General features: G+C 63.3%; 18 protein-coding genes. 7 read left to right on the forward strand and 11 right to left on the reverse strand.

Features of this window, described 5'->3' with window-relative positions; genetic code table 11:
- Window positions 1-2: 2 nt before the first annotated feature.
- From pepN to ASE75_RS04985, 7 genes are all read right to left on the reverse strand, one after another.
- Window positions 3-2,609, reverse strand: a complete 2,607-nt coding sequence (pepN, locus tag ASE75_RS04950; RefSeq protein WP_055929874.1) for an aminopeptidase N — start codon at window positions 2,607-2,609, stop codon at window positions 3-5.
- Between the two features lie 106 nt (window positions 2,610-2,715).
- Window positions 2,716-3,327, reverse strand: coding sequence for a histidine phosphatase family protein (locus ASE75_RS04955; protein ID WP_200922312.1), 612 nt, complete (start codon window positions 3,325-3,327; stop codon window positions 2,716-2,718).
- The gene (locus ASE75_RS04960; protein WP_055929880.1) at window positions 3,324-4,136 is read right to left on the reverse strand and encodes a 3-deoxy-manno-octulosonate cytidylyltransferase; all 813 of its coding nucleotides are present in this window, start codon (window positions 4,134-4,136) and stop codon (window positions 3,324-3,326) included. The genes ASE75_RS04955 and ASE75_RS04960 overlap by 4 nt, the downstream gene beginning before the upstream one ends.
- Window positions 4,137-4,179: 43 nt before the next feature.
- Window positions 4,180-5,172 carry a KpsF/GutQ family sugar-phosphate isomerase gene (locus ASE75_RS04965; protein WP_200922313.1) on the reverse strand — a complete coding sequence of 331 codons (993 nt, stop codon included), beginning with the start codon at window positions 5,170-5,172 and terminating at the stop codon, window positions 4,180-4,182.
- 127 nt (window positions 5,173-5,299) lie between these two features.
- Window positions 5,300-7,525, reverse strand: a complete 2,226-nt coding sequence (locus ASE75_RS04970; protein WP_082463818.1) for a glycosyltransferase — start codon at window positions 7,523-7,525, stop codon at window positions 5,300-5,302.
- A 100-nt stretch (window positions 7,526-7,625) separates the two neighbouring features.
- Entirely contained in the window at window positions 7,626-10,247 is a 2,622-nt protein-coding gene (locus tag ASE75_RS15360; protein ID WP_156340173.1) for a glycosyltransferase, read from the reverse strand.
- Window positions 10,247-13,558, reverse strand: coding sequence for a glycosyltransferase family 2 protein (locus tag ASE75_RS04985; RefSeq protein WP_055929894.1), 3,312 nt, complete (start codon window positions 13,556-13,558; stop codon window positions 10,247-10,249). The genes ASE75_RS15360 and ASE75_RS04985 overlap by 1 nt, the downstream gene beginning before the upstream one ends.
- 322 nt (window positions 13,559-13,880) lie before the next feature.
- Between ASE75_RS04985 and ASE75_RS04990 the strand changes: the two genes are divergently transcribed.
- The 3 genes from ASE75_RS04990 to ASE75_RS05000 all read left to right on the forward strand — a co-directional run bounded on the left by ASE75_RS04990 (window position 13,881) and on the right by ASE75_RS05000 (window position 18,952).
- Window positions 13,881-14,963 carry an NAD-dependent epimerase/dehydratase family protein gene (locus ASE75_RS04990; RefSeq protein WP_200922314.1) on the forward strand — a complete coding sequence of 361 codons (1,083 nt, stop codon included), beginning with the start codon at window positions 13,881-13,883 and terminating at the stop codon, window positions 14,961-14,963.
- Between the two features lie 512 nt (window positions 14,964-15,475).
- Window positions 15,476-17,281 (forward strand): IlvD/Edd family dehydratase, encoded by a 1,806-nt coding sequence (locus tag ASE75_RS04995; protein WP_055929900.1) that lies wholly within the window; start codon window positions 15,476-15,478, stop codon window positions 17,279-17,281.
- 111 nt (window positions 17,282-17,392) lie between these two features.
- On the forward strand, window positions 17,393-18,952 hold the full coding sequence (locus tag ASE75_RS05000; protein ID WP_055929903.1) for an alpha-N-arabinofuranosidase: 1,560 nt from the start codon (window positions 17,393-17,395) through the stop codon (window positions 18,950-18,952).
- Window positions 18,953-18,963: 11 nt separating this feature from the next.
- Here the strand turns inward: ASE75_RS05000 and ASE75_RS05005 are convergent, their stop codons facing one another.
- Together ASE75_RS05005 and ASE75_RS05010 are read right to left on the reverse strand one after the other, a co-directional pair.
- Window positions 18,964-20,139: a CaiB/BaiF CoA transferase family protein gene (locus ASE75_RS05005; RefSeq protein ID WP_055929907.1), complete on the reverse strand. Its 1,176-nt coding sequence runs from the start codon at window positions 20,137-20,139 to the stop codon at window positions 18,964-18,966.
- 3 nt (window positions 20,140-20,142) lie between these two features.
- A complete protein-coding gene (locus ASE75_RS05010; protein ID WP_055929910.1) occupies window positions 20,143-20,607 on the reverse strand; it encodes a GreA/GreB family elongation factor in 465 nt (154 codons plus the stop codon).
- A gap of 137 nt (window positions 20,608-20,744) precedes the next feature.
- Here ASE75_RS05010 and ASE75_RS15670 point away from each other — a divergent pair, with 137 nt between their 5' ends.
- Complete coding sequence (locus ASE75_RS15670) at window positions 20,745-20,912, forward strand: hypothetical protein (protein WP_162233713.1); 168 nt, start codon at window positions 20,745-20,747, stop codon at window positions 20,910-20,912.
- A 10-nt stretch (window positions 20,913-20,922) separates the two neighbouring features.
- Here the strand turns inward: ASE75_RS15670 and ASE75_RS05015 are convergent, their stop codons facing one another.
- The gene (locus tag ASE75_RS05015; RefSeq protein WP_055929912.1) at window positions 20,923-22,212 is read right to left on the reverse strand and encodes an MFS transporter; all 1,290 of its coding nucleotides are present in this window, start codon (window positions 22,210-22,212) and stop codon (window positions 20,923-20,925) included.
- Window positions 22,213-22,330: 118 nt separating this feature from the next.
- Between ASE75_RS05015 and pgsA the strand changes: the two genes are divergently transcribed.
- Genes pgsA through ASE75_RS05030 form a run of 3 tightly spaced genes read left to right on the forward strand, consistent with a single transcriptional unit; the run spans window position 22,331 to window position 23,582 of the window.
- Complete coding sequence (gene pgsA, locus ASE75_RS05020; protein ID WP_055929915.1) at window positions 22,331-22,882, forward strand: CDP-diacylglycerol--glycerol-3-phosphate 3-phosphatidyltransferase; 552 nt, start codon at window positions 22,331-22,333, stop codon at window positions 22,880-22,882.
- Window positions 22,883-22,887: 5 nt separating this feature from the next.
- Window positions 22,888-23,145, forward strand: coding sequence for a molybdopterin converting factor subunit 1 (gene moaD, locus ASE75_RS05025; protein ID WP_055930995.1), 258 nt, complete (start codon window positions 22,888-22,890; stop codon window positions 23,143-23,145).
- On the forward strand, window positions 23,142-23,582 hold the full coding sequence (locus ASE75_RS05030) for a molybdenum cofactor biosynthesis protein MoaE (RefSeq protein WP_055929918.1): 441 nt from the start codon (window positions 23,142-23,144) through the stop codon (window positions 23,580-23,582). The genes moaD and ASE75_RS05030 overlap by 4 nt, the downstream gene beginning before the upstream one ends.
- Here the strand turns inward: ASE75_RS05030 and ASE75_RS05035 are convergent.
- Window positions 23,579-24,205, reverse strand: coding sequence for a fasciclin domain-containing protein (locus tag ASE75_RS05035; RefSeq protein ID WP_082463819.1), 627 nt, complete (start codon window positions 24,203-24,205; stop codon window positions 23,579-23,581). The genes ASE75_RS05030 and ASE75_RS05035 overlap by 4 nt on opposite strands.
- Window positions 24,206-24,289 lie beyond the last annotated feature (84 nt).

The following is a 24,289-nucleotide window of genomic DNA, read 5'->3' on the forward strand; positions in this document are numbered from 1 at the left end:
AATTATTCCAGACTTTTTGAGGCCTGCTCGAACAGATCCTTCGACAGGCCCGGCGTCGCGACGATCCGTTCCAGTTCGGCCTTCATCAACGCCGACCGGACAGGATCGAACCGCCGCCAGCGGTCAAGCGGGGGGAGCAGCTTGGCGGCGGTCTGCGGATTGAGCCGGTCGAGCGCGATCAGCTGGTCGGCCAGGAAACGATAGCCCGGTCCTTTACCCGCCGCGTCCAGCGCATGGAAAGCGCGCTGGTTCACCGCGAAGGCGCCGATCAGCGACCGTGCCCGGTTCGGGTTGGACAGCGTGAAGTCCGGATGGCGGGCAAGGCCGGCGACCACCGCGCCGGTGTCGGCGCGCGGCGACAGGGCCTGGGTCTGGAACCACTTGTCGATGACCAGCCCATTGTCGGCATAGCGATTGTAGAAGGTGGCGACCGCGGTATCGCGCAGTGGCGACCCGCCGCCGACCAGCGTGGTCAGCGCGGCCTGACGGTCGGTCATGTTGTCGGCCGCCTCGAACTGGGCATAGGCCAGCGCATCGGCATCATCGGCACCGCTGGCGGCGATATAGCCGAGCGCGACGTTGCGCAGGCGACGACGGCCCTTGGCCTCCGGCGAATAGCTGTAGGGGCCGACCGGCACCGCATAGGCCGCGCGCCACGATTCCGACAGGGCGCGGCCAAGGTCGTGGCGGAGCGCCTCGCGCGCGGCGAAGATCGCGTCGGGGTCGACCACGCTCAACTGATCGCCGACGAAGCTGTCGGACGGCAGGAGCACTGCCTCGGCGACGAAGGCCGGGTCCAGCGTCGTATCGTCCAGCGTGGCGGCGACCGCGTCGATCACGGCGGTATGATCGACGGGGCTGCCCAATGCCCCTGCGACCAGTGTATCCAGCATCAGCTGCTGCATCGCCTCGTACCGGGCGAAGGGGTCGTCGTCATGCGCGCTCAGGAAGGCCAGTTCACCCGGCGTGCGATCGCTGTCGATCACGACGGGCGCGGAAAAGCCGCGGTTGATCGACAGGACGGGCCGCTCGGTCACCGCCTCGAACACGATCGTCTCGGCGGTGTCGGTCAGCAGGATCAGCTGTTCGTCGGCCAGCGCACGACCGGTTTCCGCGCCGAACAGCCGGACCTTCAGCGGGATGACCATCGGCGACTTGTGCGGCTGGCCCGGCGTTGCGGGTACATGCTGCGCCAGTTGCAGGGTGGCGCGACCGCCGCCGGCCTCGTGCGTCAGGCTGGCCGAGATGCGCGGTGTGCCTGCCTGTGCGTACCAGAGTCGGAACTGGGTCAGGTCCACGCCGCTTGCCTCCTCCAGCGAGGCGACGAAATCCTCGCACGTCGCGGCGGTGCCGTCGAAGCGGTCGAAATACAGGTCGGTGCCGGCACGGAACGCCACCGGTCCCAGCATCGTCGCCAGCATCCGGACCAGCTCGGCCCCCTTGTTGTAGATGGTCGAGGTGTAGAAGTTGCTGATCTCGATATAGCTTTCCGGTCGGACCGGATGCGCAAGCGGCCCTGCGTCCTCGGGGAACTGGGCGGCGCGCAAGCTACGGACATCCTCGATCCGCTTGACCGCCGCCGACCCCTGATCGGCGGAAAAGCCCTGATCGCGATAGACGGTGAATCCTTCCTTCAGCGACAGCTGGAACCAGTCACGGCAGGTGATCCGGTTGCCCGACCAGTTGTGGAAATATTCATGCGCGACGACGGCGGCGATCGCGTCGTAATCATAATCGGTCGCGGTGTCGGGGTCGGCCAGGATGTAGCGGCTGTTGAAGATGTTCAGCCCCTTGTTTTCCATGGCGCCGAAATTGAAGTCGTCGACCGCGACGATGTTGAACACGTCCAGGTCATATTCACGGCCATAGACCCGCTCGTCCCACGCCATCGCGGTCTTGAGCGCATCCAGGGCGTGGCTCGTGCGGGCCAGATCGCGCGCGCGTACCCAGATGCCCAGATCGACGGTGCGGCCCGATCGCGTCGTGAATGTGTCGCGGTTGACCGCAAGATCGCCGGCGACCAGCGCGAAGAGATAACTCGGCTTGGGGAAGGGGTCGTGCCAATCCGCCCAGTGGCGACCATCCTCGTCAGACCCATGCGCGACCGGATCGCCATTGGCCAGCAGCACCGGGAGGCGGGCGCGGTCCGCGCTCATCCGCACGCGATAGATGCTCAGGACGTCGGGGCGGTCGGGGAAATAGGTGATGCGGCGGAACCCCTCCGCCTCGCACTGGGTGCACAGATTACCGCCGCTGGCATACAGGCCCATCAGTTGCGTGTTGCGCTCGGGCGCGATCTCGACCTCGGTTTCGACAATGTGCGCGTCGCCGGTCAGCGGGATGACCAGGTCGTCACCCTCCAGCCGGAAATCGTTGAAGACGACGCCATCGACCCGAACCGCGATCACTGGCTGGCGGGCGCCGTCGAGTCGCAGCGGGGCGTCGCTGTCGCCGTTGCGCCGGACGTCGAGCCGTGCCGTGACGCGCGTTTTGGCCGGGTCGAGCGTGAAGCCGAGATCGACCGTCGGGACCAGCCAGGCGGGGGGCGTATAGTCCTCCCGACGGGTGACGGTTGGAAGGGCGGGGGTGTCGCGCATGATATCGGCCATGCCGGCGAATATAGCCCCGGGGTCCGCACTGGCTAGGCCGGATCGACAGGATCAGCTGATCTTGTCGGTATTTGCGGCCCGGCCCGACGAGCCAGCCGGCCGCCGATCAGCCTGGCCGCCGATCCCAGTCGGTGATCCGCAGGACACCGTTGTCGCCCTGTTCGAGAACGCCGTACGCCCCGGTGCGGATCTTCAGTCCGCCTTCACGATCCTGCGACAGCCCCGGTTGGGCGAGCAGTGCGAACCGCGCGGCGCCATTGCTGGTGACCAGCAACGTGTCGCCCGCCGGCGGGGTCGCGAGAAACGTGCGCCAGGCGGCGATCCGCCGGTCGGTATCGACGGTCCAGCCATCGGGCGCGATGCCGTGCGTGTCCCAGGCGTGAAGTGCGGCTTCACCGATCCGGGCGATGACGACGTCTTCGGGCTGGTTCTCGTCCGGGCCGTGGTCGATCTCGCGCAGCCAGTCGGTATGTTCGATCGGGGGCGGCGCGGCCATCGGCGCGACGATGCACGCCGCGGTCTGCCGTGTCCGCAGCAGGGGGCTGCACAGTACCCGGCCGAAGGCTATGCCCTGGCCCGCGAACCACGCGCCCAGCGCCCCGGCCTGTCGAATGCCGCTGTCGACCAGCGGCAGGTCGGTGGCGGCCCCGACCCGGCGCGCGGTTTCCCCGGGGCCGAAGGTATTGCCATGACGGACGACGAAGATCCGCGCCATCATGCGCCCCCGAACGGGTCGCCATGTTCGGCGATCAGCCGTTCGGCGAGTGCGGCATCCTCGCGGGTGTCGATGCCGCTGATCGGGATACGTTGCGCGCCGGCGGCAACCGTCTGCATCCGCACACCGAGTTCCAGCAGGCGCAGTTGCTCCAGCCCCTCAAGCTGTTCGTAGTGCGAGGGCGGGGTCGCCTCGAACCGCTCCAGCGTGGCCAGACGATAGGCATACAGGCCAAGATGGCGATAGACCGGCGAGCGCGTGTCGACGGCGCGCAAGGCCGCCTCGTCGCGAATTGCCGGCAGGATGTTCTTCGAGAACCACAAGGCCCGGCCATCGGGCGCGCGGACGCAGGTTGTTCCGCTGAACGGCGAACTGCGCTTGTGATCGCGCAGCGCATCAAGCTGTGCCCAGTCGAGTTGCAGGACCGGCGTCGCGGCTTCCGCATCGGTGGTCCGCAACGTGTCGAGCAGCCGGTGGATCGCATCGGCGGGCACGAACGGCGCGTCGCCCTGTAGGTTCAACACGATCTCCGGGGCGATCACCTCGGCCCTGGCCGCCGCCAGCGCGCGACCGGTGCCCGACGTGATCGCGCTGTCGGTCATTACCGCGTCGCAGCCGATGGCGGCGGCATGGTCGCGGATCGCGTCATGGTCGGTTGCCACGACGATCTTCACGTCGGCATCCCCGCGCGTTGCGGTCCGCGCCAGATCGACTACGCGCTCCAGCAGGGTGTGTCCGGCAATGCGGTGAAGCGGTTTGCCGGGGAAGCGGGTGGACCCGTAGCGCGACGGGATGACGATCAGGGCTTTCATGGCAGAGCTTTCATGGTCGCGTCGCCTATCGCACTTCGGCCGGTCAGACCACGCCTGCGCGCAAGATATCGTGCAGGTGGATGATCCCGCACAGAGTCATGCCGTCACACACGAACAGCTGCGAAATGGTGTGCTTGTTCATGATCGCCAGCGCCTCCGACGCCAGCATCTGCGGATTGGCGTATAGCGGGTGCAGCGTCATCTGGGTGTTGACGCATTCCTCGACCGTGCCGGCCGCGACGTTGCGCCGCAGATCGCCATCGGTAAACGCGCCGATCAACAGGCCGGCATCGTCTACGACGGCCGTGATGCCGAACCGCTTGCGCGTCATTTCGATCGTCGCGTCGAGGATCGTGGCGTTGCCCGACACGCGAGGCACGTCGTCTCCGGTCGCCATCATGTCCTGCACGGTCATCAACTGCGCGCCCAGCTTGCCGCCGGGATGGAAGATGCGGAAATCGGCCGCCGAAAATCCGCGCAGCTCGATCAGCGCCACGGCCAGCGCGTCGCCGATCGCCAGCATCATGATCGTCGAACTGGTCGGCGCGAGGTCGTTGGGGCACGCCTCCTGTACCCGTGGCAGGGTCAGGCAGACGGTGGATCGCTTGCCCAGCGCGCTGTCGAGGCGAGAGGTGATGGCGATCAACGGCACGTCGAAGCGACGACAGAAGGTCAGGATGTCGCTGAGTTCGGCGGTTTCCCCCGACCAGGACAGGGCGATGACGACATCGTCGGTGGTGACCATGCCCAAGTCGCCATGGCTGGCCTCGCCGGGGTGGATGAAGAACGACGGCGTCCCCGTCGACGCGAACGTCGCCGAAATCTTGCGACCGATCAGCCCGCTTTTGCCCATGCCCGTCACGATGACGCGGCCCGTCGATTTGACGATGATGTCGGCGGCGGCATCGAACTGGGCACTGAGCGCGCCGTCATCGAACGCGCCGGTCAGCGATTCCAGTGCCTTGACCTCGATCGCGAGAGTCCTCAGCGCCGAAGTGGTCGCCTCCGTGGCGGGCTTGTTATCCGTAACAACCATGTCTGTCTCCATAGCCCTCAGGTGGACTCGTTTTCGGGCGGGAGTTCAAGAGACGATTCGTACCATCCCGGCGGCCGTTTCGCACCCGCTGCCGCATCCGGCGCGATAAAACCGCGCATCGGTCGCGTCAGGCCGCAACTCGCCGCCGGTCTTCGGTTGCGTGAGCGACAAGCGGTCGCCCGGCAGCCTCGTTCAAAATGTCTGCGACCTGATCGCGCAGATGCTCGGGCGAATAGCGTGCCGCCAGCTTCGTCTGCGCACGCACGACTTGTTCGAACCGCGCTTCCGGATCGGCGCACAGGCGATTCAACGCGGCAATCCACTCTTCTGTCGTGGTGGCCAACGCGCCGCAGCCACCATCCGAACACTCGTCATACATCATGCCGCCGGTCGCCACGACCGCAATCCCCGCAGCAGTATATTCCACCCACTTGGTGTTGGCCTTGACTCGGTTGAATGCCGTGTCAGCCAATGGGCAGATCCCGATATCCCAACCGATCTTGCCGAAAAATTCGAGAAAGGCGTCGTAATCCTGGATAGGCGGGATGACGCGAACCCGGTCGCCGAATTCGTCGAGTTCCCGCGGCTTCGGGATTGATCCGAACAGGTCGAACCGGATGTCCGGATTGGCACGCAACACAGGCACCAGCGCCGGGATCGCCAGTTCGAGATCATGGGCGTGGTCATACCCCATGTAACCGATCGTTCGCACCGGGCGCAGTTCAGCGGGAGCCATGGTTCTGGCGGCGCAATAAACGTCGCCGAACACCACCTTCTTGCTGAGGCCAAGTGCCTTCATCCGGTCCCCCAAGGCGCGCGTGGAGCAGTAGACCGTGTCGGCGCGCTTCAACAGCGTCGTGACCGTCGCGATCCGCGGTGCCGCGTTATGAAACAGATACTTGCGCTCGCCGAGTTCCATCGGGATGCTGAGGAGATCGTCGTCAAGGTGATACACCAGCGGAATACCGCGGTTGGCGGCATAATCGGCAATCGCATCGGCGTGGGGGCCGCTGTAACTACACGCTACGATCATCGCAGGCTCGAACGTCCTGATCTGGTCCAGCATCCATTGCTCGCCCTGAGCACTCGTCGCGTCGGCAAAGCGGAGCTTCAGCGTGTTTTCGGTCAGTGTCATCACACGAACGTCGCGCCGGTCGACATATTCACGCAATGGTCGAATGAACGAAATGTGCAGGCTTGGGATTTCACCGTTCGCCAGAAACAGAATACCCGATGGCCTTGACGATGGGCGCGCAACCGTTTTTCCGACCGAGTTCGTGAGTAGTCGGACGAACCGCGCGCGTACTTCTTCCGGGTCCGTTACCATGTCCAGGCCGGCCAGGAATTGATCCTGCCGCTTCACGATCACATCCGGCTGCGCCTTCACGTCGGCGGCGAACTCGGTCCAGTCCTGCAGTTTGCCGACCGTCCGCAATCCGGCATAGTTCGAGGCGTCTATCAGTCCATCGGGGTCGCTCCATACCGCCGTCGGTATGCGGGCAAGCAGCATGTCGATCAGCACCGACGATGGCGCGGATATGCCGAAAGCATAGCTCGTCAGATCGACATCATACATTGGCCGGTTGTCGAGTATAACATTGGCCGGCAGTGCTACGTTGTTCTTGACGACGTACTGGCCACCAGGGTGTGGCCGCATCGCAACCGTATCCCCGGCAATGTCCATTTCGGAACAAAATGCCGTGAAATCCCGGATAAATGGCGCCTTCAGATTGCTCGATACATTCAAACGCACGGAGTGCAGGTTTTCACAGATCAGACCTGTTCCAGAAGGAATGGCAAGATCATCGCCGCGACGGGCACGCTTCGGCTGTATCAACGACGGCGGACCGGTAACATACAACTTCGATCGCTCAGAGGGTGCAACGGACCTTAGCGTATCGGGTCCGCACCAACCGCAAATGACGTCGGCAGCAAAAGTGATATAATTGCCGTGTACGGCGGTTTGTTCATAATTCTGAAGAAATCCTACACATTCAAAGCCATGCTGCAACGTAACGCGCAGAAATCCGGCTGGTGCAACACGGAAGACGTTGTGCGTCAAAACATGAGCACCAAGATGTGATTCGCTGCCGGCAAAAATAATCCCGGATTTACCCTCCAGTAATTGGAAGGCTTCATATTCGGAAGCATAGCCTTCAATTTTGGCGCCTATATCATGGCACATGCGATCAAGTTCGAATATCCACCGCCCCGTGTTATCCCGAGTTCGAAACGCTTCTGTCACCATAAATATAATAGCAGCGTCGGTTTCCTCTGCAGCCAAGTACGCTATCGGCCGCAAGACGTTAACATCCTGTAACAAATTAACTAGCAGGATGACGTTATTTTTCATATAAAGTATCAACTTCCTAAATTTAATACTTATGTTGTATGAAGATGGTATTGATAAGTTTATTAAATAATTCAAGAATAATGAAATATATAATAATTCATTATGCCGATTTATATTGATATGTGTAGCTATCGCATAATTTTGGTATTGGCATAACCATATCTATGATGTCGACAACCTGCTTGAGCAGAGCCTCCTCGCTATAAAAATTTTTCAGTTTCGATTGGGCACGATTGATTTGCTCAATCCTATCCTGCTCGTTGGTAATGAGGTGATCGAGTGCAGTAACCCACTCGCTCGAATCGCTCGCTAGTAGACCGCAGCCATTTGCCGAACAATTGTCATATACCGTTCCAGCGCTAGCAATCACTGCAGTCCCGACAGCCGTATATTCTATCCATTTTGTGTCGGCTTTCACATTATTAAACCGCGTATTCTCCAGTGGGCAGAGGCCGATATCCCAGTGCATCTGCGCAAATGCGCGAATGAAATCTTCATAAACAGGAATTGGAGGTATCAGGCTAATGCGGTCCTCAAGACCTTCCAGCCCCTTTGGCAACTCAAACGCTCCAAACAGTTCAAACCTCACATGTGCATGGCGCTCGAGAACGTCGCGCAGCGCCGGGACTGCCAAAGCCAAATCGGCGGCATGATCACGACCTCCCATGTAGCCGATGCGCACCTCCTTGCTGCGAGATGGTTTTCGCCTAACTGTCGCGGCACAATAAATCCTACCGTGGACCAAGCGTTCGGTTACGCCATGCTCGATCATGCGTTCTTTCAGCGCAGGGGTTGAGCAATATATAACTTTAGCTGCACCGAGAATGGTTCGGATACTCAGTATCCGCTCAGGTGCCATGTGATATGCATACTTCGCTGGGCCAATCGAAGGGGGAATATCAAGCAAGTCATCATCAAGATGGTAAATAATAGGAATATTTTTAGAACTTGCATATTCAACAATTTGTTTGGAAAATGGACCACTATACCTGCAGAAAATAATTATCTCTGGATCAACTTGTTTCATTCGATCTTCATAATATAAAAACCCCTCTTTTTTAAGCCGAGAAGAGTCTTTGCGCTTTAATTCTGTTTCATAGAGAGTGCTGACTTTCACGATCCCTTCTTCTACCAGTTTTTGCAGAGGGCGAAGAAATGAAATCTCAAGGCTTGGAATGGGACCGTTGGCCATAACCAAGATACTTCGCGGTAGCTTTGCAAGCTTAGCCGGCACGGGATCCATTGAGGTGTGATAAGGTGATTGAATTTCTGAGATAATTGTCTGGGAGTTAGGAAACAGGAGTCTTAGTGCAGCATCACTCGCGGCAATCACTGAGGAATATGACGCTATTCGCCCGCTAAAATCGCTTCCCGAAGATAATAACTGTTGCATAACCAACGGATCAAATTCTATCGAAGCGGCATGGGGTCGATCTGGGTGCGAATTGGATGTCAGTTGACGCGCAACGTCAGCCGAAAGTTTCTTTTGTGCTCGATCGGACAATTCCACGTCCAGTGTCATTGTTACGGGATTTGCTCGAAATTTTACATCAAACTTAAGATTTTGATTTGAAAACGGGCTGGCGATAGACAAATGTTGCAGGCGTTGTGCCAATTTGTGAGCCGCACCAGTGGTTTTTACTCCGTGAAGCAAGGCTAACACGGGGCGTTTGCGTTTCACCTGCCTTTTAGGATTCTGCAGGGCTGTCAGCGCAGCAACAAGCTTTTCCGCTTCCATTTCCGGATTGGCGATCTTGTTGAGGGTCGCGGCGAGAACTGGCAACGTCTGGCGGCGGACAAGCATCGAACCCTGTTCGATCGATCGAACCAACTGCGATGGATCGTCGTATACGAAACGATCGAGCGCCTCGTACAGCGGATAGCCGGGTGAAAGGATCTGCGTGCCGTGCGAAAAGGCCGTGACCGCGCGATTGAGCGATTTGGCGATACTGAACGGCTGGCTATTGACGGGAATGAACGCAACGAGGCTGCGACCGAGCAATCCGGCCTCGGCGTCGGCACTCCATTCGGATATCGTGTATCGCACGCCCAGACGGCGCAGCAGTTCCAAGCCGTCGGCCGTCAGGGCGCGGCGGTTGGTCATGACCTCCAGTTCGACCCGAAAGCCCCGCGTTTCCAGTTGCCGCAGCGCGCTGCCAAAGCCGCTCAGGTCGCGCAAGCCGACCTCGAAATGTGGATTGTCGCCCATGCCGAACCAGGCGACGCGGATCACCCGCTCCTCGCGCGCGCGTACCAGCTTGTGTTCGATGGAATTGGCCAGGGCCGTTTCGTCGAAGCGGGCGAACGGATCGTTCATTTGGATGACGGTGGCCGTTGGCGATTCCTGCTTCAGCACGTCCGCCATGCGCGCCGTCGAGCACAGGAAGAAATCCAGCAGCGGGGCGATCGTACGAAGCCATTGGCGCTGAATGACGAAACGGCTGTCGTCATGCTGGCTGAAATAATCGTCGAACAGGTCGGCACCGATCAATCGCCCTGCCGCACGCAGTTCATGGGCCAGGATGATCGATCGGGCGTCGGGTATCTTGCTGAAAAGATAGATGTCGTTGTCGCCAAGTTCCGGCAGCCGGACTTCGTCGATCAGGCGCAGGACCAGTTCGGTGCCATGGCCTTGCAGCGCCGCGGCAATCCGTCGGTAGCGGATTCGCACACCGGCCTGTTCGAGATATTCCTGTGAGGGAACGAGCACACACAGTTTCATCAGCGCAACTCACGAACGACAGCAGTGGAGGCAGCGATATCCTGCCACGCGTGAACCGGCATATAGCCGGTCGCCACGACATCAAGGTGCTGGCCGCTGGGGCGATGCGCGCTGTCGGTCACCGTGACGGCGGATGTGTTCAGATGCACATATTTCTTTCCCAACGCACGCAGCCCGAACTCGATATCGCCGCCCGTGACGGGATAGATCGCGTCGGCCAGGCCGCCCAGCTTGCGCCAGACTGGTGCGGATATCATGACAAACCGCATCGAATTGGCCGCAACCGGCATCGTTGCATGAATCATGATGGCGGGCGTCTTCGGTTCTTCAAAGACAATACCCGGGTTGCTGCTCAACGACAGGCGTACCGGGAAATACGCTCCGGCGGACACCATCATGGCGTCTCCTGCGGCAATCTGGCGCACATGGGGGCATCCTACAGTCGCCACGCGCTCCTGCGTGGCGATGGCGAGCATGGTGTCGAGCGTCCGGGGATCGTGCAGAATCATGGAGGAGTCGACGAATAGGAGGTGGCTGGCCTTCTTCGCTGCGCGGGCGGCCTCGTTGATCTGCGCCGCCGGACGGTTCGATGCGCAATTCACCATCGTGTGCCGCTTGGGGAACAACGCGCCGAGAAGACGTTCGATTTTCGTGTTCTGCGCGGCTGTTTCGCGGTTCGCCGCGAGTACGACGTGCAGGTTTTCGGCGTTGTTCTGCCCGGCGAGGGACGGGAGCAGCTTTTCCAGCGCGGGCAAGCCGCCGTTACCGGAAACGATCGCTACGACGCGAAGTGCGGCACGCTCGGTCGGCGATACCGTCATGGCAAGCGGTGGCGTGCTGGCGTCGGGCGCATGCGGCAGCAGCGTTACGGCCGGGTTGACCAGCGGCGTCACGAAGCGGATCGCGAGCGGCCACGGTGCGTGCCTGGCCGGATTTTCGATCGGCTTCTTCGCGGGTGATTTTGCAACGAGGCGGGGATAGGAAATCGGACGGTTGGGCTGCACGGCATCAAGATTGCGGACCGTCGGGATCGTCACCGACAGGACCGCCTTCCCGGTCGTGGCGTTCGCCATCAGGTAACAGCCATGCAGAGGATCGGCCCCGGTAGGCGTGAGCCGGCGCGAGGCGATGGCCGACAAACTTGGCAGGGAGTCATGCGGGATCACCAGGCTGGTATGCCCGGCCAGACGACGATCCGTCATCGACTGGACGATGGCCGGGGCCAGTTGATCGCGGGAAAGCAGCGTTTTCGTAAGGCTCGAACGGGCGCGGCGGTCCTCCACGGTATCGGCATTGACCGCCGAAACTCCGAGCTTGAATACTTCGGCCAGCCACTCCCGAACCAGCGGGTCGAAAATACGTTCGCTGCCCGTCGCACCACACAGGTCGATGTCAATTCGTGCGATCGAGAACGGTGCCGCTTCCTCGTCCCAGTTGACGGTTTCGCGGAACAGCGTGTCGGAGAGGTCGAGGCAGTCGGACATGCGGGCCGCGCGTTCGCCCATCGCCACGACTTCGGCGTGATGAGCCCCACCCCGCAGCAGTGACGGAAACGGAATCAGTGCGGATGACACGAGAAGTCCGGCGTCGTCCGTGACGGTGATGAGCACAGGCTTGAACGGGTTCAGCAACTTGACGCCGACAAAGGCCGGCCCCTCGCCACGCAACAGGCTTTCGCCGCACAGGGCCATTTCCGTCATGTTCGATTGGTGAAACCGAAGTCGGTGGTCGCCCGTGAATGTCGCCCCGTCAACGGGATCTATCCGCAGCCGCAGATCATAATCGCCCGAAAACCAGCAATCCGCCACCTTGCCGTTAGTGACCTCGAACGGTGCGAGGGTCTTGAAATCCCAAAGCACAAGTGGCGGCGTTTCGCGCCTGTTCATCGTCTTGGCCGACGTTCGCAGGTCGATGGCGATCCGATCGTCCCAATCGTGCAGGCGGGCCATGGCCAGCATCGCCTGCAGCGGTTGAGGTGGCGACGCCGACCAGTCGTGCGGCACCAAGCCCATCGTCTGTCCCTGCATGGACACAACGACGAAGTTCGGGGTCGGCTTGATCGAATCGATGACCGGCATCGCCGTGCTCGCGGCGATCTCGGCGGCAGCGGCTGCCGTATCGGGTGAAATCGCATTGACCGTGATTTCTTCCTCGGACGCGGTTCTGCGTCCCTCCGCCTGACCGTAACGGAGAAAATGGATCAGCGGATTCAAACCGCTGCCCGCCACGTCGGTGTAATTCGACAAATACCAGGCAGACCGGAACCGCGGGCTTGGGTTATGGTCGCTGAAACCGCCGATCTGCAGGTAATGGCGTTCGGGCGTCATGCCTGTAGCGGCCGCTGCCGGATATTCGGCCGTGTACCAGTCTGCATCGAACAGTGGCGACGATCGCAGCAGGCCCACGTCTTCTTGCTCGCGTGCCGACATCGCGTTGGATTTGGTATCAGCGGGCGCGGGCGCGGGCACCCGCGCGGGTTTCACCGGCTTGCTGGTCGGCACTGCGGCTGGCGGCGCTGTGACGGGCTTTTCGTCGGTGACACCCTTGCGGCCTTCGGCCTGACCATAGCGAAGGAAATGAATGAGCGGATTCAGTCCGCTACCTGCGACATCCGCGTAGCTCGCCAGATAGCGACCGGACTTGAACCGCGGACCTGGATCGTGGTCGTTGAACCCGCCGATGTGCAGATAATGGCGTTCCGGTGCCATGCCCATCGCGGCTGCGTCGGGATATTGCGCGCTATACCAATCAGCATCGAACAGTGGCGACGATTGCAGGAGGCCGAGGTCTTCACGCTCGCGGACCGACATGCCGTCGTGTACGCCGTCGCTGGCCCTTGCGATGCCATGCGGCGCGGCGGCGGTGCCACGCGCGGACAACCGGGTTCCAGTACGAGCGTCGATCTCTCCGCCAGCGATTGCGGTCGGCACCCGGCCGTCAGGGTTGGTCGGGCGATTTTCAGCTTGGCCATGCTCGATGAAGTGAAGGAGCGGATTGAGTTCGGTTTCATCGACGTCGGGGTTGTTGGCCAGATACCATGACGTATGGAAATAGGCGCTGGGATTGCGGCGCTCGCGCCAGCCATAGGTGACGAAATGGTCGACCGGATCGACGCCGGCTGCCTCGACGTCGGGATATTGGGTGAGATACCAGGCGCTGTCGAACCAGGGACTGGTCGCGATCAACTGCTTCTCGCGATCACGCGCGGCGCGAACCATTTCGGCATGGGACGCCGCCTTGGTCAGCCGCCCGGTCCCAATGCCTGACGGCTCCTTGCCGACGCCGTTCGTACCGAATGTATTGCCTGACAAGGTTCAGCAGCCTTTCTGGTGCGTGCCTGAAAATATGCGGCGTAAATCCACCAAAGGGTGATGGCTATCAAGCACTTTATCCTACAATCATGCTGCATGGCGGCGCGACTTTTCGGTTCATCGGCCACGATCGGGTAGTGCCTGCCATTCGATTGTCGCGCGCGGATTTTTCCCTGGCGTCAGGTAAGGTCCAGACACGGAATTGCGCGATGTGCTGGCGATGGTCGATGGTACGGACCTGCTCTTTTCCGGCTCGCGATATTACGCTAGGCGACGGGGTATCCCGCATGTTGGCGGGTCGTTTTTCTGCCAGGGGGCCATGATGGCAATCACGCGCTATTCTTCCATTCTGGTGACCGGTGGAGCCGGGTTCATCGGCACCACGCTGATGCCCGCGCTGCTCGATCTTGGCGACCGGGTGGCCGTGTTCGACAATCTGCTGGAGCAGGTCCACGGACCGGATGCCAAGGTGCCGGATCATGGCCCGACTTATCACTTCATTCGCGGCGACGTCCGCGATCAGGCGGCGCTGGCCGAGGCGGTTGCGCAGACACAGCCCGATCTCGTCCTGCATCTGGCCGCTGAAACCGGCACGGGGCAGTCCTATGACGAAGTCAGCCGCTATACCGGGGTGAACGTGCAGGGGACCGCCTATCTGGCCGAAGCCCTGCGCGCGCTGCCCAAGGCGCGGCGGCGCGTCGTGCTCGCCTCGTCGCGCGCGGTATATGGCGAGGGGGCCTATCGCGACGCGGGTGGCCATGTCGTCGTGCCCAAGCCGCGGGATCCGGCGGACATGACGGCGGGACGATTCCTGCCGACCGGGGCCGACGGGGCAGCGCTGGAGCCGATCCCCACGCCCGAGGATGCACAGCCAGCGCCCGGCTCGGTCTATGCCAGCACCAAGCTGATGCAGGAGTATCTGCTGGATCAGGCGCTGACCGATTCCGGTATCGAACTGGCGGTCCTGCGATTCCAGAACGTCTATGGCGCGGGGCAGAGCCTGCGTAATCCGTACACGGGTGTGCTGTCGATCTTCGGCGGCATGATCCTGCGTGGCCAGCACCTGAACATCTATGAAGACGGCCTCATCACCCGCGACTTCGTCCATGTCCGCGATGTGGCGGCTGCCGTGATCGCGGCGTCGACCGCCGACGCCGTGACGTCCGAGCCGATCAACATCGGTAGTGGCGAGGCGACCACGATCCTCGATGCCTCGCGCGCGCTGATGCGTAATCTGGGGCATGACGAAACCGCGCTGAGCATCACGGGCGATTTCCGGATCGGCGACATCCGTCACGCCCGCGCCGACATCAGCCGCGCAGCCGACCGCCTCGGCTGGCACCCGGCCATTTCGTTCGAGGAGGGCGTCGCCGAACTCGCCGCCTGGATCAAGGCGACGAGCTGATCGCGCTTGGGCAGGGTTCGCGACGTTCGAACCCTGCCGCCCGTCCGGATGGATCGGTGTGTCCGGCCGGCATCCGGCGATAGGTGCACCTTTGGCGGCGGTGCCGGTTCGACCATGTCATCCTCCACGACGCGCACAGGGTCGAATCACGTCGAATGGCATGGTTGTCCCGAAGCCTGGCGTGATCTGGACCGTGCCGGCCAACTACCTGTCGGTGCTGGCCGCATCCCTGATCGCCGTCCTGACCGCCGTTACTTGCGCCCCGCTCCACGGGACAGCGATTGTCTTGCGCCGCCCGCATTTGTCTGACTATATGTCCGGGTAATGATTGGTCATGCGACATCCGCGATGACCGCGACGGAGGGGCATCATGGTACAGGCGCGACCGCTTTCCGGTGTGAACATCCGCGTAACCGCGCGCTCCTGCGCCATCCACCCCGATCTTTCCTGTCACCACCGCGTCATCCACTGCGCCCGTCCGGCGCGCTGATTCCCGTTTTCTGGAGCATCCCGTGACCGATACCGCCCCCAAGCCTCCCCAGTCGCTCAGGAGCCGCGCCTGGTTCGATAATCCTGAGAATATCGACATGACCGCGCTGTATCTCGAGCGGTATCTGAACTTCGGGCTGAGTCTGGAGGAACTGCAGTCGGGCAAGCCGATCATCGGCATCGCCCAGACCGGCAGCGACCTCAGCCCGTGCAATCGCCACCATCTGGTGCTGGCCGAGCGGCTGCGCGAGGGTATCCGGGAAGCGGGCGGCATCGCGCTGGAGTTCCCGGTCCACCCGATCCAGGAAACCGGCAAGCGCCCGACCGCTGGCCTCGATCGCAACCTTGCCTATCTGGCGCTGGTCGAGGTGCTGTACGGCTATCCGCTCGACGGCGTGGTGCTGACGATCGGCTGCGACAAGACGACGCCGGCCTGCCTGATGGCGGCGGCGACCGTCAACATCCCGGCGATCGCGCTGTCGGTCGGGCCGATGCTGAACGGCTGGCACAAGGGCGAGCGGACGGGGTCCGGCACCATCGTGTGGAAGGCGCGCGAGATGCTCGCGACCGGCGCGATCGACGACGCCGGCTTCATCAAGCTGGTGGCCTCGTCCGCGCCGTCGACCGGCTATTGCAACACGATGGGCACCGCGACGACGATGAACAGCCTCGCCGAGGCGCTGGGCATGCAGATGCCCGGGTCCGCCGCGATCCCCGCGCCGTATCGCGACCGTCAGGAAATGGCGTACCTCACCGGCAAACGCATCGTCGCCATGGTCGCCGAGGATCTGAAGCCCTCCGACATCCTGACCAGGGACGCGTTCCACAACGCGATCGTCGTCAATTCGGCAATTGGCGGGTCGACTAATGCGCCGATCCATCTGGCCGCGATCGCCCGCCACATCGGCGTCGACCTGCCGATCGACGACTGGCAGACGCATGGCCACAAGGTGCCGCTGATGGTCAACCTGCAACCCGCCGGTGAATATCTGGGCGAGGATTATTATCATGCCGGCGGCGTTCCCGCGGTGGTCGGCGAACTGATGAAGCAGGGGCTGATCCACGAGGGCGCGATGACCGCCAACGGTCGCTCGATCGGTGACAATTGCCGTGATGCGACCATCGAGGACGAGCGGGTCATCCGCCCGTTTGCGACGCCGTTGCTGGAAGATGCCGGCTTCATCGTCCTGCGTGGCAACCTGTTCGACAGCGCGATCATGAAGACCAGCGTCATCAGCCCGGCGTTCCGCGAACGGTATCTGAGCAATCCGCAGGATCCCGAGGCATTCGAGGGTCCGGCGGTCGTGTTCGACGGGCCGGAGGATTATCACGCGCGCATCGACGATCCCTCGGTCGGCATCACAACCGACACGTTGCTGTTCATGCGCGGGGCCGGACCGATCGGCTATCCCGGCGCTGCCGAGGTCGTGAACATGCGGCCGCCGGCCTATCTGATCCGCGAGGGCGTCCACGCGCTGCCGTGCATCGGTGACGGGCGGCAGTCGGGCACGTCCGGCTCGCCGTCGATCCTGAACGCCAGTCCCGAGGCGGCGGCGATGGGTGGCCTGGCGCTGATCCGCACCGGCGACCGTGTCCGTATCGACCTGGGCAAGGGCACCGCAGACGTGCTGATTTCCGATGACGAACTGGCCGAGCGCCGGCGCGCGCTGGCGGCGGCGGGTGGCTATGCCTATCCCGCCTCGCAGACGCCGTGGCAGGAAATCCAGCGGTCGACCGTCGGCCAGTTGCAGGACGGTGCCATTCTGGAGGGTGCGGAAAAATACCAGCGCATCGCCCAGACCATGGGCCTGCCGCGCGACAATCACTGATCCGCCGGCAATGGGGCAGGGCCGGGCGCGCGGCATATTCCTTCGCGCCCAGCCTCGTCCCGTCGCACGTCGTCACGCCGGATGCCGGCACGCCTAGTGGAGTTTGAATCAATGCGATCCATGTTGCTTGGCGCGCTGGCGCTGGTGCTCGCGACCCCGGCCTTTTCGCAGTCGGCACCGTTGCCGCCAGCTGATGGGGCGACGGTCACGGTTCACGGCGACCGGCCGGCGCCCAAATATGACAAGCGCATCTTCGGCCAGTTCGCCGAGCATCTTGGCACGGGCATCTATGGCGGGATCTGGGTCGGCAAGGGCAGCAAGATCGCCAATGTCGACGGGTACCGCATCGACGTTCTGGAGGCGTTGAAGGCGATCCGCACACCCGTCATCCGCTGGCCGGGCGGTTGCTTTGCCGACGAATATCACTGGCGCGAGGGTATCGGCGCGCCGGGCAAGCGCAAGGTCAAGATCAACACCAACTGGGGTGGCGTGACCGAGGACAATGCCGTCGGCACGCATGAGTTCATGAACTATGCCGAGGCGGTCGGGGCCGAAGCCTATGTCTCGGGCAATGTCGGCAACGGCACGCCGAGCGAAATGGCCGAATGGGTCGAATACATGACCACGCCGACCGGCTCCAGCCTCGCGCAGGAGCGCGCCGCGAACGGCCGCAAGACGCCGTGGAAACTGCCGATGTTCGGCATCGGCAATGAACTCTGGGGCTGCGGCGGCAACATGCGACCCGAATATGCCGCCGATGTCACCAGGCGTTATGGCACCTTCCTGAAGATGCCGGACGGCCAGCGGGTGATGAAGATCGCCAGCGGTGCCAATTCCGACGACTATAACTGGACCGAGGTCATGATGCGCGAGGCTGGCGGGTATTTCGACGGCATCGGCGTCCATTACTACACCGTCCCCTACACCTGGGCGAAGAAGGGGGCGGCGACCGGCTTCGACGAAGACGGCTGGGCGCGTACCCTCGCCAAGACGTTGAAGATGGATGAATATATTACCGGTCACATCAAGCGGATGGACAAATACGATCCGCAGAAGCGGGTTGCCCTGCTCGTTGACGAATGGGGCACCTGGTACGATCAGGAACCGGGCAGCCATCCGGGGTTCCTCTATCAGCAGAACTCGCTGCGCGACGCGCTGGTCACCAGCCTGAACTTCGACATCTTCGCCCGGCATACCGACCGCCTGCGCGGCGCCAACATCGCGCAGATGGTCAACGTGCTTCAGGCGATGCTGCTGACCGATGGCAAGCGGATGGTGAAGACACCGACCTATTGGGTCTTCGACATGTACAAGGACTATCAGGACGGCGTCGTCCTGCCGGTCGATGTCCAGTCGCGCTGGTACAACAAGAACGAGTGGACGATGAAGGCGGTCAGTGCGAGCGCGGTGCGTGGGGTGGACGGGATTGTCCATATGGGGTTGACCAATGTCGATCCGAACCGGCCGGCTACCGTGTCGGTGGCACTGGCCGGCGTGGCGGGCGCGGGCGTCAGCGGTCGTATCCTGACCGCCGGGGCGATCGACGCGCACAACACGTTCGACGCGCCGGACGTCGTGCGCCCGGCCGCGTTCAGCGGCGCGACGCTTGCTGACGGTAAGGTCACCGTGACGCTGCCGCCGAAGTCGGTCGTGATGCTCGATATCCGCTGAGCGGCGGCGGCTCAGGCCGTCGTACCGGGCGCGCCGCCGGGCAGGGTGCCGTTCGCCTCGCCCAGCATCGGCGGGGCCGTCCGGTACGTCACCGGGGTCGCCGACAGCCGTAACGGGTTGGCGACGGTCGGCACGCTGCCGGCCAGCGGGTGATCCAGCGTCCGGTGCATCTCCCGCGCGAGCACCTGAGGATCCGCGAAGACGTCGGCGATGGTGTTGATCGGCCCGCAGGGCACGCCGACCGCCTCCAGCGCGGCGATCCAGTGCGCGGTTGTCCGTGTGACGGCGCGATCGGCGATCGCCGCCACGACGAAGGTCCGCCGCGCGACGCGCATCGCGTTCGTGGCAAGGCCCGCATCCGCCGCCAGGCCGAACGCCGCCCAGGCGCGCGCGAACTGATCGTCATTGCCGACCGCCAGGATGATCGCGCCATCGGCGGTCGCGAAATCCTGATAGGGGACGATATTGGGGTGGGCGTTGCCCATCCGGGTCGGGGCGACGCCCGAAACCAGATAGTTCATCGCCTGGTTCGCCAGCGTCGCGACCGATACGTCGAGCAGGGCGATGTCGATGACCTGCCCCTCACCGGTCCGATCGCGATGGGCGAGGGCGGCGAGGATTCCGACACTGGCGTACAGGCCGGTCATGATGTCGACCAGCGCGACGCCGACCTTTTGCGGCCCAGCCCCCGGCTCGCCATCGCGGCCGCCGGTGATACTCATCAGGCCGCTCATCGCCTGAATCAGTACGTCATACCCGGCGCGAGCGGCATAGGGGCCGGTCTGACCAAAGCCGGTGATCGAACACCAGATCAGCCGGGGGTTGAGCGCGCACAGGGTCGCCGCGTCGAGACCGTAGGCGGCAAGGCCACCCACCTTGTAGTTCTCGATCACCACGTCGCTGTCCACCGCCAGCGCACGGATGACGCGCTGGCCCTCGGCCGTGGTGATGTCGACGGTGACCGAGCGCTTGTTGCGGTTTGCCGCCAGGAAATAGGCGGCGTCGCCGGGCGTACCGTCTGCGGGATCCGCAATGAAGGGCGGACCCCAGCCGCGGGTGTCGTCGCCGGTGCCGGGTCGCTCGACCTTGATGACGTCGGCGCCAAGATCGCCGAGCAGTTGCCCCGCCCATGGGCCGGCAAGGACGCGGGACAGATCGAGCACCTTCAGGTGGGACAGCGCGCCCATAGCTCAGTGATCGACCGGCGTGATCGCCAGAATCTCGATCGCGTCGTCACGCCCGTTGAAGGGCAGCGTCTCGCCGACCTCCGCGCCGATCAGCGCGCGGGCAAGGGGCGCGGTGTAGGCGATCCGGTCCGCCGCCGGATCGGTTTCGTCGTCGCCGACCAGCGCGATCGTCCGTACCTTTCCCGCCAACCGAATGGTCACCGACGTACCGAAACCGACCGTGCCGTCGGCAGGCGGCGTTGTGACGACCGCCGTGGCGCGGCGCGTGTTCCAGTAGCGCAGGTCGCGTCGAATTTCGAGAATCCCGGTCTCGGACGCGCCGTCGATCCGCGCCTCCAACGCGGCAATCCGCGCGGCGATCAGTGCCGGACCGCGCGCCGTGACCAGGTTCGGGCCCGCCGGAATCGGCAATTCGAACTTTGGTTCAAGGTGTTCCTCGTCACTCTCCCGGCGGAATGCCACACTCATCGTTCGTCATCCTTGTTGTCCGGCCGGGGTGTCCGGGCCGGTCGTGCGCCTGGCGCAGGTGTCCCATCCATGGACGGATGCGATTCGGTCCAAAATGGGGTGAGCCAATTCGTAAACAAACCGTTAACACCTCCATGATGAAACGCAGACTTGTCCTGACCAACGAAGCCGCCCGACACCCGTTGCGCCGTTCGTTGCCGCCGCCCGTCACCCCGGCCGCGCCGCGTGGCGACGATCACGATCTGAAGCTGTTCGTCCTGAGCTTCACCGCGTTCTTCGTCTGCTTCTACAGCTTCATCGGCTGACCCGCCGCGGTCAGTCGCAGGCGCGGTGCAGTTTCTGGGCGATCCATGCCGACACGACGCACATGCCGGCGACCACCAGCAGCATGTCTTCCGGCGTGACGCCCATCGCGGTGATGCCAAGGACAGAAAGCGATCCGACGACCATCGCCCCGGAATTGACCACATTGTTGGCGGCGACCGTGCGGGCGGTCTGGTCCTTTTCGACGGTCGTCGTGAGGAACGCATAGAGCGGCACGACGAACATGCCGCCGGTGATCGAGATGGCCATCAGCACGGCAAGCGTCGGGACGGCCCCCGGCTGGGCGATGAAGCCACTCCAGTCGTAATAGGTGCCAGCGGGTGCCGGCGTCCAGCGCCGGACCAGCACCGAGAACAGCACCACGAACCCACCCATGCCGATGACCGAGGCGGGTGAATATTTCGCGGATATCCGCCCCTTCAGCATCGAATTGATGACGACCGATCCGATCGCGACGCCGATCGAGAAGATGGCGATGACGAAGCTGGCGACGCGTTCGTCGGCGGTCAGCACGTTTTTCACCAGTGGCGGGAAGATGATGATGAGGACCGCGCCGATCGTCCAGAAAAAGCTGATCGCGCAGATCGCCAGGAACAGGCGGGGGATATGCATCGTCGCGCCGATCAGCCGGATCGAGGCGGTGAACGGGTTGTAGTTGATCTTCAGCGGCGGCCCCTCGCGCGGGGCGGGGGGCACCTGACGCCCGGCAGCATAGCCGACCAGCGCCAGTGCCAGCACGGCCCCGGCCGCGGTCTCGATGCCGATATACCCTGCGGTGATGGTTCCCATCAGGATCGCGAGATAGGTTCCGGCCTCGACCAGCCCGGTGCCGCCCAGCACTTCGTCGGGTTGCAGGTGCTGCGGCAGGATCGCATATTTGATCGGGCCGAAAAAGGTCGAATGGGCACCGAGCAGGACGACTGCGCCCAGCATCATCACCATGCCCGGCGTCGTGTAGCCGGCCTTGGCGGTCAGCAGCCCGGCGGCCCCCAACAGCATGATGACAATTTCCGCCCCCTTCACCAGCCGGATGATCCGCGCCTTGTCGTGCGTGTCGGCCAGCTGACCCGACAGCGCGGACAGCAGGAAGAAGGGGATCAGCGACAGGCCGGTGGCCAGCGCGTTGAAATTGGCCTCCATCCGGGCATCGTTGAAGATGGCGTAGGTCGCGAACAGGACCATCGACGTCTTGAACAGATTGTCGTTGAACGCGCCCAGGAACTGGGTGGTGAACAGCGGCAGGAATCGGCGCTCTTTCAGCAGGCCGAGCGCGTTGAGCATGTCGGAAATTAGCCCTGATATTGGCGAAATGACGGCGACCGGCATAGCCGAGCGCCACGCACCATGCCACCGCTTAAAGCCGGTTCCTTGGGCGGGCCGCTGCGGCTAGAGAGGGTGTATGTGGTCGCTTCCCAATCTTCTAACCCTGTCGCGCATCGTCGCGGTCCCCCTGCTGGTCGGGCTGTTGTGGTGGCCGGGCTGGGCCTTTGGATACGGATTCGCGTTCGTGCTGTACTGCCTGATGGGCATCACCGATTATTTCGACGGCTATCTGGCACGCGCGCAGGGCGCTGTGTCGCGGCTCGGCATCTTTCTGGATCCGATCGCCGACAAGATCATGGTGGCGGCCGTCATCCTGATCCTGGTGTCGACGCGGGACATCGCCGGGCTGCACGTCGTTGCCGCGTTGGTGATCCTGCTGCGCGAGATCGCGGTGTCCGGCCTGCGCGAGTTTCTGGCGCAGGTGCAGGTGTCGGTACCGGTGTCGCAACTCGCCAAGTGGAAGACGACGCTGCAACTCGTGGCGCTTGGCGCGATGATCCTCGCCGGCGCGCTGCCGACCGCATCCTGGATCGCCACCGTCGGACTGACGGCCCTGTGGGGCGCGGCCGTGCTGACGCTGGTGACCGGCTGGGATTATCTGCGCGTCGGCCTCAGGCACATGGATTGACCGACATGACGTTACGCATCCTGTACTTTGCCTGGGTCCGCGAGGCGGTGGGCACCGGCGAGGAAACCGTCGCGCCACCACCGGCCGTGACCACCGTGGCCGCGCTGGTCGACTGGCTGGCGACGCGCAGCGACGGCCACGCGCGGGCCTTTGCCGATCCGACCCGGCTGCGGGCGGCGGTCGACCAGAGTTTCGTCGCGCTGGACGCGTCGATCCTCGGCGCTGGCGAAGTGGCGATCTTTCCACCGGTGACCGGCGGATGATCCGCATCGTCGTCGATACGATGCCGATCGACGCGTCGGTGGAACTGGCGCTGGTCGAGGCGCTGCCGGCCGGGGCGGTCGCCACGTTCACCGGGCTGGTCCGCGCCGACGACGGCGTGGCGACGCTGACACTTGAACATTATCCCGGCGCGACCGAAGCCGCGTTGCGGGCGGTTGCGCAAAGGGCGATGTCGCGCTGGTCGTTGCTGGGTGCCACGATCATCCACCGGGTCGGGCCGATGCATCCCGGTGACCGGATCGTCTTTATGGCCGCCGCTGCTCCGCACCGCGGCGACGCGCTGGCGGCCTGTGCCTATCTGATCGACCGGTTGAAGACCGACGCGCCGTTCTGGAAACAGGAAACCCGGGGCGCGGACGCACGCTGGGTCGAGGCGCGCGACAGCGATCATGCCGCCGCCGCGCGCTGGAACGATTAGCCGATCTTCGGAATCACCACGCCGTTGACGACATGGACCATGCCGTTCGACTGGCGCACGTCCGGCGTCTCGATATAGCTCTTGTTGCCGCTGACGTCGGTCAGCGTGAACACGTCGCCGGTCATCGTGACGGTCAGCGGTTCGCCCTCGACCGTGGTCAGCGTGGCAGTGCCGCCGCCAGCCGCGATCTGCTGGGCCAGAATCGCGCTCGACAGCGTGCCCGGCACGACGTGATAGGTCAGCACCTTGACCAGCGTCGGGCGGTTTTCAGGCTTCAGCAGATTGTCGACCGTCCCCGGGGCCAGCCGGCTGAACGCTTCGTTGGTGGGGGCGAACACGGTGAACGGACCCGGCCCGGACAGGGTCGTCACCAGATCGGCAGCCTTCACGGCGGCGACCAGCGTGGTCAGATTGGGCGCCATCGACGCATTCGCGACGATCGTGTTGGTGGCAAGCATCGCCGCGCCGCCGACGGCGGGGTTGGGGGCCATGGGGGCAGTCGTCGCGTTCGGTGCCGCCGACGTCGACGGCGTGGCGGCGGTCTCGCTCGACGTGGTACGGCCGCATGCCGACAGGGCGAGCATCGCCACCAGGGCGATCGACGGAAGTTTGCCGAAAGTCATCACAGTCTCCTGAACGGGGCCGCCCGGCGGACGGCGACATGGTTACGCAAAGGATACGATCGAGCGGTGGAATGGTTTCGCGGC

Origin of the sequence: Sphingomonas sp. Leaf17 (genome assembly GCF_001421505.1) — a bacterium.
Classification (GTDB): Bacteria; Pseudomonadota; Alphaproteobacteria; order Sphingomonadales; family Sphingomonadaceae; genus Sphingomonas.